A 13,236-nucleotide genomic window follows, 5' to 3' on the forward strand; every position below is an offset into this window, starting at 1 on the left:
GGGGGAACAGAGAACGCAGGCTGGCGGCGCCGAAGCCCCTTTGCCTGCGAACGGCGACGCGCTAGGAGCGGGGCATGGTGGAGCCGTCCGACGATCCTTTCGGCCTCTCGGGGCAGACCATCGAGGGGAAGTACCGCGTCGCGGCCGTCATCGGCGATGGCGGGTTCGGCGTCGTCTACCGCGGGATTCACGAGGGATTTGGCGAGCTCATCGCGATCAAATGCCTGAAGATGCCGACCTCGCTCGACGCCGAGCAGCGCGACGCGCTGCTCGAGACGCTGCGGGGCGAGGGGCGGATCTTGCACCGGCTGTCGCGGGCCACCTCGGGCATCGTGCAGGCGCTCGACGTCGGCGCGTTCACGACCCAGGCCGGCGTGTGGGTGCCCTACCTCGTGCTGGAGTGGCTGGAGGGCCAGACGCTCGGGCAGCACCTCCGGGACCGGCGCGACCGGGGGGAGTTCGGCATGTCGATCGCCGAGGCGATCCAGCTGCTCGCGCCGGCCGCGCGCGCGCTCGCCGTCGCGCACGCGCACAAGGTCGCGCACCGCGACGTGAAGCCGGCCAACCTGTTCCTCACCGACGTCGGCGGGGTGCGGACGCTGAAGGTGCTCGACTTCGGCATCGCGAAGGTGCTGGCCGACCACCCCACGTTCACCGAGGCGCTCGCGGCGACCCGGCAGGGGCCGAGCGCGTTCACGCCGCGCTACGGGGCGCCCGAGCAGTTCAACAAGGCCCGCGGCGCGACCGGCCCCTGGACCGACGTGTTCGCGCTCGCGCTCATCTTCGTCGAGCTCGTGAGCGGCAAGCGCGCGCTCGAGGGGGACGACCCCACGCAGCTCTACATCGCCTCGGCCGACCCGGCGGTGCGCCCGACGCTGCGCGCGCGCGGGCTCCCGGACGCGCCGGAGGCGATCGAGCGCGTGCTCGACAGGGCGCTCTCCATCGAGCCCAAGCACCGCTTCACGAACGCGGGTGAGTTCTGGGACGCGCTCTCGGCCGCGGCGCGCGGCGAGCGCGCCGGGTCGGGCGCGGGGCTCGACGCCCCCGGCGCGGAGCACGCGGGCGGGCTGTCGACCGCGGAGTACGCGGCCTCGCGCGGGCTCGGCATCGCGACCGGACACGCCGGCTTGCCGATCGAGCCGACGATGCTCGCCGACGCGCACGCGCCCGCCCCGGCGCGGCCCGCCGTGGTCAAGGTGAGCCACGGCGCGAGCGGGCATCCGACGGGCGGCGCCGCCGGCGCGGCCGGCGCGGCTGCCGCGCTGGCGACGGGGGGCTCCCGGACCGCGCAGGTCGACGACTCCATGATCGAGACGGTCGCGCCCGCCGCCTACCCCGCGGCCCGCCCGCCGCCCCCGCCGCCCGGCGCCGCCCCGCCCCCACCGCCCGCGGCGGGCGGGCCGCCGCACGCCGCGCCGCCCGTCGCCCCGCCGCAGCAGCGCCGCAGCCCTGCGCGCGCGGCGCTGCCCTGGCTCCTCGCGACGCTCCTGCTCGGCGGCGCCGGCGCGGCGGCGTACTTCCTGACGCAGGCGCCCGACGGCAAGAAGCCGGCGCGGGCGCCGGCCGCGCGCGCCCCGGCGAAGGCCTCGCCCACCGGGCGCGCCGCGGCGGCCCCCGCGGGCGCGGCGGAGGCGATCGCCACCGCCGCGCCCGCGGAGAGCGCCGCGGCGGCGGCGTCGGCCGCCGTGCCCGCCGCCGTGACGGCGCCGCCGGCCGACATGGTCTTCATCGGGCCGCTCACGACAACGATCGGCGCCGCGGGCGAGGCCCGCCAGGTGACGCTCACCCGCGGGTTCTACATCGATCGCAACGAGGTGACCGTCCGCGCCTACCGCGCCTGCATGCAGCAGCGCATGTGCTCCACGGCGGATCACGTCTCGCTGACCCCCGAGCTCCTGCCCGGCGCGCTGGCGCCGGCGGCGTCCGAGGACCAGAAGGAGGCCGAGCTGTGGTCGCGGCGCTGCAACGAGCCTCGCAACGCGACCGGGCACCCCATCAACTGCGTCGACTACTCCCAGGCCGAGAGCTACTGCCGCTTCCGGGGCCGGCGGCTGCCCACCGAAGCGGAGTGGGAGGTCGCGGCGCGCGGCGCGGCGGGCCGGGCCTTCGTCTGGGGCGACGACGCGCCGACCTGCGAGCGCGCCTGCTACGACCGCAACGAGGCCTGCCTCGCGCGCGGCACCGAGGTCGCGACCTGCGCGTCCGGCGCCCACCCGAGCGATCGCACGCCCGAGGGCGTCTACGATCTCGCCGGCAACGTGTCCGAGTGGGTCTCGGACGGCCTCGTCTTTCCGCCGCCCGGCGGCGAGGACCCGCAGGGCGACCCGTCCTTCCCGCTCAAGGTGGTGCGCGGCGCGAACTTCCTCGACGGCCCCGAGAAGCTCTCCACCACCTACCGCACCGCCGCGGCGCCCGTGACGGCGCACGCCTGGATCGGCTTCCGCTGCGCCATGGATGCGCCGGCGCAGGAGGACGCCGCCGCGCAGCCGCCCGCCCCCGCGCCGCAGGCTGCGCCGGCCGAGCAGGGAGCGGCGGCCCCCTGAGCTGAAGCGCTGAGCCCCTCGTCCTCCCGCACGGCATGGCCGGATCCGGTGCCGTGCGTCCACGGATCACCGATCCGACAGGGCCCGGGCGGGCCGTTTCGCTCGATTCCTGAGTGTTTTCTCTGGATCCTGGGCAGATTGTTCTGGTTCCCAGAGTCGATTCTCTCGATGTGGCTTTCGATCACCTGGATCTGACAGATTAAATTCTGAACGGAGCCTTCATTTAGCCAGAATACAGAATTGATTCTCTAAATTCCGTCTATATTTAGCCAGTTTACTGGCTAAACAGAACCTCCCGTCGCCTGCCCGGGGCGGGGCGGCGGGGCAAGGCGGGGCGACGTGGTGCGCGGCGAAGCGCTTTGCAGGCCGGGCACTCGAGGACATCGATCCTGCGAACGTGCGGCGCAGAAGCTCGGCGCGGGTCGTCGACCGCTCCGCCCCGCTTGCGTCTGGGAGCACGGCGCCCCGGAGCGCCGCGTCCATCGCCTGCGGGCCGGAGCAGGCCCCCCCGCCCTGCAGCTCACAGGACGATGAACTTGTCGTCCGTGTACACGAGGACGAAGCGCGTGTCCGTCGGCGCGCCGCTGGCATCGAAGCAGGCGACGTTGACGTTCGTGTTCGTCTCGGTGCCGGACCAGCCGACGACCTTGCAGTGCTCCGGTCCGGTGCCGTACGCCGTGATCTGCACGTTCGAGCCCGACGCCGACATGCCGGGCAGGCTGACGGAGTAGCGGCCTGCGGACGTGCGCCCTGCGGTGATGTCGGTCTCCACCTCGCCCAGGTCCCCCGCGATGTAGCCTTCCTGATAGGAGAGGCTCGGCGTGTACGCCGCCGCCGTGGCGTTGTTCGCCCAGGCGTAGCTGTAGGAGAGCCCGCCGTTCACCTGCCTCGAGCGCGCGAAGTTGAGGGTGAACTGGCTATCCGACGGGGCGCCCGAGCTGTCGAAGCAGCGCACGCCGACCACCGCGTCGCCTCCGGACTGCCCCCAGCTGCTGACCTTGCAGTGATCGCTACCCGGGCCGTAGGCCGTCACCTCGACCGTCGCGCCGCCCGCGGTCTGCCCCGGCAGGGTCACCGCATAGTAGCCCACCCCCTGGCGCGCGATCGTGTTGTTCACGCCGCTCGAGTTGAACTGGTACGTCGCGACGGGCGCGTACGCCGACGCCGTCGGGTTGTTCGCCCAGACGTACGCCTCGTCCGAGGATCCGGTGCCCGACTTGTGGACATATGCGACGCTGAACTGGGTGTCGACCGGCGCGCCGCCGGCGGTGAAGCAGTTGACATAAACATCCACGTCATCGCCGCTCCTGACCCAGGAATTGACCTTGCAGCGCTCGGCGCCCGCGCCGTAGGCCGTGACCTGGACATGACCGCCCGGCGCCGCGCCCACGTCCGGAAACCGCACGCGATACTGGCCCGCACCGAGCTGCGTGACGGTGTTGTTCACGCCCTGCCCAGATGCGTCTCCGGAGGAGTTCCGCGAGTAGCTCGAGCTCGCGGTGAACGAGCCCGTCGCCTGGTGCGCCCACGCATACGCCCACGCATGGGACACGAACGCTTGCTGGGCGTCGCCCACCTCGCCCTCCTCGGCCTCGTACGCCACGGCGCAACCTGCGCCCATGATGCCGACGACGAGCGATCCCAGCAGCAGTGCATTGCTCCTCATGACATGCTTCCTTTCCACTCCACGAGTTCGATGTTGGATAACGGCCATCGCTGCCCCAGCGCGACCGCGACGAGGCGATTGCAACGCGCATGCCGCGCGCGGCCGCCCGGCGCGTCCAGCGATGGCTCTGCCTCCTGTTCCGGGGGCGAGACGCCGGATCGGGCGCGATCAGGCCGTGATCGCGACACGCCGGCCGCGACCAGCGACCGGGTTGCTGCACGTCGCTGTCACGCGCTCCTGACACCCTCGCTGTCACGCTCCCATGACAGGCGTCATCTCCGCGTGTAGGGTCGGTCCGGCGCGCGTTCAGCGAGCAAGAGGCCGGCACCGCCGCTGCCGCCGGCTCCGCCGTCACTCCCGCCCTTCACGGGGCCGATGCACGCCGCGAGAGGCGTGGCGGTGCCTGGTCGCCGAGCCGGACCTCCCCATGTTCTCCCCCCGCGCGCGCAAGTACCTCCTGGCGGCGCACGCGCGGCTCCGAAGGAGGCCGAGCTGTGGTCGCGGCGCTGCAACGAGCCTCGCAACGCGACCGGGCACCCGATCAACTGCGTCGACGACTCCCAGGCCGAGAGCTACTGCCGCTTCCGGGGCCGGCGGCTGCCCACCGAAGCGGCGTGGGAGGTCGCGGCGCGCGGCGCGGCGGGCCGGGCCTTCGTCTGGGGCGACGACGCGCTGGCCTGCGAGCGCGCGTGCTACGACCGCAACGAGGCCTGCCTCGCGCGCGGCACCGAGGTCGCGACCTGCACGTCCGGCGCCCACCCGAGCGATCGCACGCCCGAGGGCGTCTACGATCTCGCCGGCAACGTGTCCGAGTGGGTCTCGGACGGCCTCGTCCTTCCGCCGCCCGGCGGCGAGGACCCGCAGGGCGACTTCGAGGAGCCGCAGCGGCGCTGGCCCGACGCGCTGCGCGAGCAGGGCGCGCCGCGTGGCCGCGACGCGCGAGGCGACCGTCGCGACAGCGGGCGCGCGGGGCTGTGGCTACTCGACCCGCTCGCGGACCCGCTTCACGGCGTTCCTGACCATGTCGCCGTACGGTCCCGCGGGGAGCTCGTCGAGCCTCGCCGCCGCGCGCTCGTAGAAGGCGCGCGCCTCGGCGATGTCGCCGAGCACTTCGTGCGAGTGCCCCATGTTGAGGAGGAGCGACGGATAGAACCCGCGCACGCGGTCGTCGCCCACGGCGTCGGCGCGGCGCAGGGCTTCCTGGTTCCACGCGAGCGTTCCCTGATCGCTCCCCTGGTGGCGGGCGAGGTAGTGGGCGGCGAGGCACGCGTCGTAATCGTCGGCGCACGCGGCCCATGCTCGCTCGAAGAGGGCGCGGGCGTCCTCGTGCCGCCCCTCGCCTTCGGCCTGCATGCCCTCGGCGCAGAGCCGCACGACGGGATTGTTCGGGTCGATACTGTCCATGCTTCGAATCTCCCGGCTCCACGGAGCCACCTGGAGCCAGACCGAGGAGCGCAGGCTCACGACCGTGCCTGCAGGCGTGTCACCTCCTGGCGCGGTGAGCTCCTGTCGCCCTCGTGCTCCGCGCCGGATGGTCGCACGAGGGCCTCGTCGCACGAGGGCCTCGCCCGCCGGTCAGGTCTCCAGGCGCTCGCCGGGTCGACCCCCCGCGTCCTGCACCGCGGGCGCCGGGCCGCCCGCGGCCCCGGCGAGCAGCACGATGGCGAGCGCCCCGACCACGATGAGCGACAGCGCGACGGGGAGGCTCGTGGCCGCGGCGATGTGGCCGACCACGGGCGGACCGCCGAGGAAGGCGAGGTAGCCGAACGTCGCGACGGCCGCGATGGAGCTGCCGGTGGGGCCGGTGCGCGCCGCCGCGCTGAAGACCGTGGGGATGACGCACGAGAGCCCGAGCCCCACGCTCGCGAACCCGAACAGGCCGGCCATCGGACGGCCGATCAGCAGCGCCGCGGCGAGCCCCAGCGTCACGAGGACGGCCCCGCCCCGCACCACCGCGACCGGGCCGAGCCGGGTGCTCACCCCGTCGCCGAGGAAGCGGCCCGCCGCCATCGCCACCGAGAAGGCCGCGAACCCCGTCGCCGCGAAGGCCGCCGACGTGCCGAGCGTGTCGCGGAGGTACACCGCGCTCCAGTCGGCCATCGCGCCCTCGCCGAACATGCACAGGAAGGCGATCGCGCAGAGCGGCCACATCGCGCGGGGCGGCAGCGCGAAGGGGTTCCTCGGCGGCTCCGGCGCCGGGACGCCGGGCCGCACCCAGGCCGAGAGCAGCCCGACGAGGAGCAGCGCCGCCACCGCCGCGAGGGAGAGGTGCGCGGCCGGCGCCACCCCCGCGTGCGCGAGCCCCCCCCCGGCCGCCGCGCCGGCGAGCCCCCCGACGCTGTAGAGCGCGTGGAACGACGACATGATCGGCCGCCCCCACGCGAGCTCCACCTCGGCGGCGTTGGCGTTCATCGACACGTCCATCACGCCGTTCGAGACGCCGAAGAACGTCAGCGCCAGGAACAGCTCGACCGGCGTCCGCGCGAACCCCAGCCCGAACAGGCTGAGCGCGAACGCCGCGCCGGAGGACACCGCCACCGCGCGGCTCCCCAGGCGCGCGACGAGCCACCCGGCCATCGGCATCCCCACGAACGCGCCGAGCGCCGGCGCGAGCAGCACGTTGCCCAGGGTCGCCTCGTTCAGCGCGAGCGCGTGCTTGAAGTCGGGGATGCGCGTCACCCACGTGCCCATGCAGAAGCCGTTGGCGAGGAAGATCAGGAGCCCGGCGATGCGCTGCGCCCCGAGCCGCGCGGCGGGCGCCCGCTCCCCGGCCTCCCTGGAGGTCTCCACGTCGCGCGCCGCCATCACGAGACCGCCGCCCGGGCGGGGATCTCGCCGCTCACGGCTCCACGGGCGCCCCGTCCCGTAGCCCGAGCGTCTCCTCGCGCGCCGACAGGCACGCTTCGCTCCCCACCACGAACGCGCGGCAGTTGTCCGGCCTGAGCTCGTAGATCGCGCAGCGCAGGTCCTCGCCGAGGTGCTGGCACCGCCCGCTCGCCGCGAAGCGCAGCGTGATCTTCCCGTCGCGCGCCCGCCGCACGTAGGCGCGCGCCGTGAGGTCGCCCCGCCCGGCGTCCCGAAAGCGCGACAGGTCCACGTCGTCGAGCACCACGTGCGCGTCGTGGCAGCACGCCCCGCACGCAAGGCAGTCGAGCGCCACCTCGCGGATCGCCCCGGGGTGCACGCTGTCGCGCTCGCACCAGTCGAGGACCGAGCCCTCGTACTCCCGCTTCACCCGCGCCGTCGCGAGCCCCAGGGCCGGGCCCTCGCTCACGCGCCGGAAGCGCTGCTGCTCGATCGACAGGAGCGACCACAGCCCGAGCTCGGTCAGCTTCCCCTGCGCGTCGACGGTGAGGAGGAGATCGACCCGCTCGTCCGGCAGCACGATGGCCGCGTGCCCGCCCGCCCTCACGTGCGCGGCGGCGCGGGGCAGGAAACGCGGACGAAACCGACGCCACACCGGGCGCGGCACGACATAGGAGGACATCGGGGAGCATCTTCGCGCCCCGGCCCCGCGCTGCCAAGTCCCGCTCTCGCCCGCCGGCCGCTCTGCTATGTTGAAAGGGTGGGGCATCCGAAGAAGATCGTCATCGTCAAGACCGGTGAGCCCGTGCCCCCGGTCCTCGAGCGGCGCGGCGACTTCGCGGCCCTGATCGAGCAGACGATCGGCGCCGCGTGGCGCGGCGGCTACGCCACCTTCGACGCCCGCACGGGCGACCTCCCCGCGCCCGACGCCCCCGGGACCGCCGCCTTCGTCCTCACCGGCTCCTCGGCCAACGTCCCCCACCGCGAGCCCTGGATGCTCCGCTGCGAGGCGTGGCTGCGCGACGTCGTCCGCGCCGGCGCCCCCACGTTCGGCATCTGCTTCGGCCACCAGATCCTCGCCCAGGCCCTCGGCGGCGAGGTCATCCGGAACCCGCGCGGCCGCGAGATCGGCCGGATCCGCGTCCAGCGCCGCGCCGACGACGTCATTTTCGACGGGCTCCCGTCGAGCTTCGAGACCCACGCGACCCACGTCGACACGGTCGGCGCGCTGCCCGAGGGCGCCCGCAGCCTCGCGTTCACCGAGCTCGACGACCACCAGGTCATCCGCTTCACGAACACCTGCTACGGCGTGCAGTTCCACCCCGAGATGGACCACGACGTCATCGCCGGCTACATCGCGTGGCGCCGCGATGTCTTGCAGGCCGAGGGCCTCGACGTCCCGGCGCTCCTCGCCCGCGTCTCGCCGGATCAGCTCGGCACCCGGACCCTGCTCAACTTCATCGCGCACATCGTCGCGCCGCGCCTCGGCCGTACGCCGCCCACCGGATCGGCGTCGTCACGGCCCTGACTGACGCGCCGGTCAGTCCCCCTTCGGCCTGGCGCGGCGGGCGCGCGGCGGGCTCGCCCGCTCGGGCGCGGCGTCCTCCGGCGCCGGCGCCCCGCGCTCGCCCTCCCCGCGCTGCGCCGGCTGCCCGGGCGCGGCGTCCATCCGGAGGTAGCCGCGCCGCAGGAGATCGTAGAGCGCCGTGACGATCCGCTCGCGCGGGCGGGCCTGGTCCTCGAGGGCGTTCTCGAAGAGCACCTCCTTCAGCGCGCCGATCGTGAACGTCGCGTAGAGCTCGGTGTCTCCCGGCTCGATGATGCCGAGCCGCTGCCCCTCCGCGAGGCTCCGCTCCAGCAAGAGCTTCACCTCCTGCCGGAAGGCGCGCAGCTCCTTGACGAACGCCGGGTCGAGCCCCGCCGCGTGCGACAGGAGGATGCTCGTCAGCGCCGAATCGTCGAGCAGGACGGCCACGATCGCGCGGATGTTGTGCTTGATCTGCGCCTCCACGTCCGCCGACGGATCCACGCGCAGGATGGCGCCGCCGAGGCGCGAGAAGAGCCCGCCCACGAGCTCGCCGAACACCGAGCGCTTGTCCGGGAAGTAGAGGTAAAACGTCCCCTTCGCGACCTTCGCGAGCGCGACGATGTCATCGACCTTCGCCTCGTGATACCCCTTCTCGGAAAACACGGTGCGCGCCGCGCGGAGGAGGGCTTGGCGACGCTCGGACTTGTTCATGGGCCGGTCGCTTTACCATCACCGGCCCGTCCTCTGGGGCTCGATGTCTCCCTGCGCCGTCGCGCGGCCGCGCCGCCCGAAAAGCGCCTGGAAAGATCGGAGGCAGGCGGACGACACGCGTGGGACGCCGTGCCGAGCCCAGCGACGAAATCGTGCGCCCTGGACGCAGATCCCCGGGAAAACGGCGTTCCACGCTCTCCAAACCCGACCGAGACACACCGAATCATTTTGATTTTCGGGGCATCTCGTTGTAGCCATCACGACTGACCAGCCAGTCAGTCGGACGCTGGTGACCGGCGACGGCGGTGGGAGGAGCTCCGATGGGAAGGCAGATCCAGGATCCGGTCGTGGTCGGCATCGATGTCGGCTCGACGACCGTGAAGGCGGTCGTGCTCGATCCGCAGACGCTCGAGATTCTCTGGAGCGACTACCAGCGGCACCAGACGAAGCAGCCGGAGAAGGTGCTGGAGCTCCTCGAGGTGATCGAGGCGTCGTTCCCTGCGTCGCCCCGGGAGCGCTGGCGGGTGTTCATGACGGGCTCCGGCGCGGCGCCCCTCTGCGCCGGCCTCGGCGCCAAGTTCGTCCAGGAGGTCAACGCGGTCACCCTCGCGGTCGAGAACCTGCACCCGGACGTGGGCAGCGTCATCGAGCTCGGCGGGCAGGACGCGAAGATCATCATCTTCCAGCGGGACGCGAAGACGGGCGACAAGACGGCCGCGCCGTCGATGAACGACAAGTGCGCCTCCGGCACGGGCGCCACCATCGACAAGTGCATGATCAAGGTGGGCCTGCCGTCGAGCGATGTGGTCAAGATCCACTTCGACGACTCGAAGCTCCACCACGTCGCCGCGAAGTGCGGAGTCTTCGCCGAGACGGACATCGTGAATCTCGTGAAGAGCGGCATCCCCTCGACGGAGATCCTCTGCTCGCTCGCCGACGCGATCGTCCTCCAGAACCTGTCGGTGCTGACGCGCGGCTCGACGTTGAAGCACAAGGTCCTCCTGCTCGGCGGCCCCAACACCTACCTCCCCTTCCTCCAGGAGTGCTGGCGCAAGCGGATCCCCGAGACCTGGGACGAGCGCGGCTACGCCTGGCCGAAGGACCAGCCGGTCGAGGAGACGATCTTCGTCCCGGAGAACGCGCAGTACTACGCGGCGTTCGGCGCCTGTGTCTACGGGCTCAAGGAGGCCGCCGAGGTCGGCCTCTACGCCGGCAAGGCGGGGCTCATCGAGTACATGACGAACGGCAGGAAGGCCCGGCTCGGCGAGAGCGCGGGCCCGCCGCTCGTGAAGACCCGGAACGAGGTCGAGGACTTCCGCAAGCTCTACAGCATCCCGCGGTTCACGCCGATGAAGCTCACCCCCGGCCAGGTGGTGCGCGGGGTCATCGGCCTCGACGGCGGCTCCACCTCGTCGAAGGCGGTGCTCATCGACGAGGACGGGGGCATCGTCTGCAAGGCCTACCAGCTCTCGAAGGGCAACCCGATCCAGGACGCGAAGGAGCTCCTCGCCCAGCTCCGGCAGTACGTGCTCGACGAGGGCGCGACGCTCGAGGTGCTCGGGTTCGGCGGCACCGGGTACGCGGCCGACGTGCTCCAGGAGTGCATGCGGGCCGACGTCAACATCGTCGAGACCGTTGCCCACATGATGAGCGCGGTGAAGTTCTTCGGCGACGTCGACGTCATCTGCGATATCGGCGGACAGGACATCAAGGTCCTGTTCATGAAGAACGGCGATATCGCGAACTTCCGCCTCTCCAACTCGTGCTCTGCGGGCAACGGCATGCTGCTCCAGGCGATGGCCGACCAGTTCGGCCTGAAGGTGACCGAGTACGCCGACACGGCGTTCGGCGCCGAGCTCGCGCCGAAGTTCAGCTACGGCTGCGCCGTCTTCCTCGACACGGACCGGGTGAACTTCCAGAAGGAGGGCTTCTCGAAGGAGGAGCTGCTCGCCGGCCTCGCCCAGGTGCTGCCGAAGAACGTGTGGCAGTACGTCGTGCAGATCCCGCGGCTCGCGGCGCTCGGCACGCGCTACGTGCTCCAGGGCGGCACGCAGTACAACCTCGCCGCGGTCAAGGCGCAGGTCGACTACATCAAGGAGCGCGTCCCCGGCGCCGAGGTGTTCGTCCACCCGCACACCGGCGAGGCCGGCGCGCTCGGCGCCGCGTTCGAGACGCTCCGGGTCGTGAAGCGCAGGGGCCGGTCGACGTTCATCGGCATCGATGCGGCGATCGCCCTCGAGTACACGACGAAGAACGACGAGGAGACCGTCTGTCACTTCTGCCCGAACGAGTGCAAGCGGACGTTCATCGACACGAAGCGCCCTGACGGGTCGACGAGCCGCTACATCTCGGGCTTCTCGTGCGAGAAGGGCACGGTCGAGAGCGAGCAGGCGATGCTCGCGCTGGTCGCCGAGCGGAAGAAGATCGCGAAGCAGTTCCCGAACCTCGTCGACTACGAGTCGAAGCTCGCCTTCCGCCACTTCTACGACACCGCGCCGCTGCCGGAGGGCGGGGCGCCGGTGAAGGACGTTGTCGTCAAGAAGGGCTTCCTCGGCATCCGCCGCGTGGAGACGACGCGCCCGTTCCGGCGGAGCGGCCCCGAGACGCGCGAGCGCCTCCGCCGCGTCCGCATCGGCATCCCGCGCGTCCTCAACATCTACTCGACGGGCCCGTATTACCGGTCCTACTTCGAGGCGCTCGGCGTCCCGAAGCAGAACGTCGTCTTCAGCGACGCGACGAGCGAGGAGATGTGGGTCGAGGGCGGCAAGTACGGCTCCATCGATCCGTGCTTCCCCTCCAAGGTGGCGCAGGCCCACGTCCACAATCTCCTCTTCCACCACCACACGGACGAGAAGAAGCTCAATTACATCTTCTTCCCCATCCTCACGCACGTGCCGAGCTTCGGCGAGGGCGTGATGGACAAGACGAGCTGCCCCATCGTCGCGGGCGTGCCGGACGTCATGAAGGCGGCGTTCACGAAGGAGGTCGACTTCTTCAAGACGCGCGGGATCGAGTACCTCGATCCGCCGCTCACGTTCTCCGAGATGACGCTGACGGCGCGCCGGATGTTCGAGACGTGGGGCCCGCGACTCGGCATCACCGAGGACGAGAGCGATCACGCGCACCGCGAGGGGATGCGGGCGCTCTCGCAGTTCGAGCGCGACCTGCAGGACAAGGGGCGGGCGATCCTCGAGACGGTCGAGGCCGAGAACCGCGTCGCCATCCTGATGATCGGGCGGCCGTACCACTCCGATCCGGGCCTCAACCACGGGATCCCGGAGGAGTTCCAGGTGCTCGGCTATCCGGTCCTCTCGGTGCGGTCGATCCCGCGCGACATGGAGTACCTCGCGCGGTACTTCAAGGACGAGATCGCGGCGGGCCAGCACCCGCTCGACATCAACGACGTCTGGCCGGAGAACTACTCGGCGAACAGCGCGCAGAAGGTCTGGGCGGTCAAGTTCGCCGCCCGCCATCCGAACGTCGTGCTGCTCGACCTCTCGAGCTTCAAGTGCGGCCATGACGCGCCGACGTACGGCATCATCGACAGCATCGTGACCTCGAGCGCCACCCCGTACGCCGCGCTGCACGACATCGACGCGAACAAGCCGGGCGGCTCGATCAAGATCCGCGTGAAGACCTACGCGCACAGCCTCAAGCTGCACGAGGAGGCGCTCGAGGACGCGGCGAAGAAGAAGGCGCAGCTGGTCCAGCGCATCGACGAGAAGCGCCTCGAGCTGCTCCAGGTGAAGCGGGAGCAGCAGGCGGCGCGCAAGATCACGGATCCCACGCTCGAGCGGGAGATCGCGGCGCTCGCCGACAAGGTGAGGAGCTACGTCGCGCCGGTGTCTCCGCCCGAGGCGCCGAAGACGGGGCTCGTGCAGCTCAAGAGGAAGCAGTCCGACGGGACCGTCGTCCCCTTGGAAGCCTGAAGACACGACCGAGGTCGAGGGGGGGACGGCGCGGCCGGCCCCCTTCCAGCATCC

8 protein-coding genes and 1 pseudogene are annotated in these 13,236 nt (G+C 71.8%); 4 read left to right on the forward strand and 5 right to left on the reverse strand.

Going from position 1 to position 13,236, the window contains the following annotated elements; translation table 11 throughout:
- Window positions 1–74 precede the first annotated feature (74 nt).
- The gene (locus WMF28_RS30990; protein WP_437596975.1) at window positions 75–2,543 is read left to right on the forward strand and encodes an SUMF1/EgtB/PvdO family nonheme iron enzyme; all 2,469 of its coding nucleotides are present in this window, start codon (window positions 75–77) and stop codon (window positions 2,541–2,543) included.
- A gap of 520 nt (window positions 2,544–3,063) precedes the next feature.
- On the opposite strand, the gene WMF28_RS30995 is transcribed toward WMF28_RS30990, so the two are convergent.
- A complete protein-coding gene (locus tag WMF28_RS30995; protein WP_437596976.1) occupies window positions 3,064–4,209 on the reverse strand; it encodes a hypothetical protein in 1,146 nt (381 codons plus the stop codon).
- A 375-nt stretch (window positions 4,210–4,584) separates the two neighbouring features.
- Here WMF28_RS30995 and WMF28_RS31000 point away from each other — a divergent pair.
- Window positions 4,585–5,028 (forward strand): annotated as a pseudogene (locus WMF28_RS31000) (formylglycine-generating enzyme family protein); the annotation flags it as partial.
- 159 nt (window positions 5,029–5,187) lie between these two features.
- Here the strand turns inward: WMF28_RS31000 and WMF28_RS31005 are convergent.
- From WMF28_RS31005 to WMF28_RS31015, 3 genes are all read right to left on the reverse strand, one after another.
- Complete coding sequence (locus tag WMF28_RS31005; protein ID WP_437596977.1) at window positions 5,188–5,613, reverse strand: hypothetical protein; 426 nt, start codon at window positions 5,611–5,613, stop codon at window positions 5,188–5,190.
- A gap of 171 nt (window positions 5,614–5,784) precedes the next feature.
- On the reverse strand, window positions 5,785–7,014 hold the full coding sequence (locus WMF28_RS31010) for an MFS transporter (protein WP_437596978.1): 1,230 nt from the start codon (window positions 7,012–7,014) through the stop codon (window positions 5,785–5,787).
- Between the two features lie 34 nt (window positions 7,015–7,048).
- Complete coding sequence (locus tag WMF28_RS31015; protein WP_437596979.1) at window positions 7,049–7,696, reverse strand: YkgJ family cysteine cluster protein; 648 nt, start codon at window positions 7,694–7,696, stop codon at window positions 7,049–7,051.
- Between the two features lie 78 nt (window positions 7,697–7,774).
- On the opposite strand from WMF28_RS31015, the gene WMF28_RS31020 reads away from it, so the two are divergent.
- A complete protein-coding gene (locus tag WMF28_RS31020; RefSeq protein ID WP_437596980.1) occupies window positions 7,775–8,542 on the forward strand; it encodes a glutamine amidotransferase in 768 nt (255 codons plus the stop codon).
- Window positions 8,543–8,554: 12 nt separating this feature from the next.
- Here the strand turns inward: WMF28_RS31020 and WMF28_RS31025 are convergent, their stop codons facing one another.
- Window positions 8,555–9,253 carry a TetR/AcrR family transcriptional regulator gene (locus tag WMF28_RS31025; protein WP_437596982.1) on the reverse strand — a complete coding sequence of 233 codons (699 nt, stop codon included), beginning with the start codon at window positions 9,251–9,253 and terminating at the stop codon, window positions 8,555–8,557.
- Window positions 9,254–9,573: 320 nt separating this feature from the next.
- Here WMF28_RS31025 and WMF28_RS31030 point away from each other — a divergent pair, with 320 nt between their 5' ends.
- On the forward strand, window positions 9,574–13,182 hold the full coding sequence (locus WMF28_RS31030) for a BadF/BadG/BcrA/BcrD ATPase family protein (protein ID WP_437596984.1): 3,609 nt from the start codon (window positions 9,574–9,576) through the stop codon (window positions 13,180–13,182).
- The last annotated feature ends 54 nt before the right edge of the window (window positions 13,183–13,236 follow it).

This window comes from Sorangium sp. So ce590, from assembly GCF_051521365.1.
In the GTDB taxonomy this organism is placed as follows: Bacteria; Myxococcota_A; Polyangia; order Polyangiales; family Polyangiaceae; genus Sorangium.